Source organism: Thauera phenylacetica B4P (assembly GCF_000310225.1).
GTDB classification, from domain to species: domain Bacteria; phylum Pseudomonadota; class Gammaproteobacteria; order Burkholderiales; family Rhodocyclaceae; genus Thauera; species Thauera phenylacetica.
On the sequence record NZ_AMXF01000479.1, the window covers coordinates 1 to 1163 of the forward strand.

At 74.9% G+C, this 1163-nt stretch carries 2 protein-coding genes; both read right to left on the reverse strand.

Translation table 11 applies throughout. The features are described 5' to 3' along the window. On the reverse strand, positions 1–223 hold a 223-nt coding region (locus C667_RS23155), incomplete at its 3' end, for a hypothetical protein (RefSeq protein WP_004389500.1). Between the two features lie 2 nt (positions 224–225). Further along, on the reverse strand, positions 226–1163 hold a 938-nt coding region (locus tag C667_RS23160), incomplete at its 5' end, for a type II secretion system F family protein (RefSeq protein ID WP_004389502.1).

Genomic DNA, 1163 nt, shown 5'->3' on the forward strand with positions numbered 1-1163 from the left:
CGCCGCCGCGCACCCGCGGCAGGTCCTCGATCTCGTAGGCCTCGTCGGGCAGGTCGACCAGTACGCGGCACGGCTCGTCGGGCGTGCGGCGCGCGAGCCAGCTTGCGAAGCCGGCCTCCTCGCCTGGCATGAAGGCGGCAAGGAGCTGGAGTCCGTCTCCATGCCCGATGCATGCGAGGAGGCCGTGCGGGGTCACGGCGAGGAGCAGGGGTTCGCGGCGCATGGTCAGACCGGCAGGCGGGTGATGAGCTCGTAGATCGGCCCCAGGATCGCGCTCGCGATCCACAGCAGCAGGCCGCCCATGAGGATGGTGAGCGCGGGTTCGGCCGCGGCCTGGAGGCGGGCGATGCCCTCGGCGACGTCGCGGCGGTAGAGGCTGGCGACCTTGGCGAGCGCGTCGTCGAGCGCGCCGGTGTGTTCGCCCAGGCGCAGCATGCGGATGACCAGGGGCGGAAAGACCTGCGTCGCCTCGAAGGCGACCGAGATCGGGCTGCCCTGCTCGATCGCGCTGGTGGCCTCGCGCAGGCCGGCGCGCAGGGCCAGGTTGGCGGTGGCGCCGGTGCTGGTGTGGAGCGCGTCGATGACGTTGATGCCGGCGCCGTAGAGGGTGGCGAAGAGCGCGGCGAAGCGCGCGAGGGCGAGCTTGCGCAGGATCCCGCCGACCAGCGGCAGGCGCAGCTGCAGGGCGTGCAGGCGGGTGCGCAGCGCCTCGGAGCGGGCGAGCGCGTGGGCGCCAAGCGCCGCGCCGGCGAGCGCGCCGAGCAGCATCGCCCAGCCCCAGTCGCGCACCGCCTCGGACAGCCCCACCAGGATGCGCGTCTGCAGCGGCAGGCGCTGGCCGGTGCCGCGCAGCAGGCGCTCGAGCTCGGGGACGACGTGGACGAGGGCGACCACCACCGCGAGCAGCAGCACCGTGGCGACGATGGAGGGATAGATCGCGATGCGGCGCGCATGGCTGGCGAGCTCCTCCTCCTGCGCGAGCGCGGCGCCGATGTCTCGGATCGCCTCGGGCAGGCGGCCGGCCTGCTCGCCCGCGCGCAGCAGGCTGACCGCGACCGCGGAGAAGGCCTCGGGCTGGCGCGCGGCGGCACCCGACAGCGGCAGGCCGCGCTCGACGTCGGCGATGAGCGCGTCGATCACCTGCTGCAGCCGCGGCTCCGCGC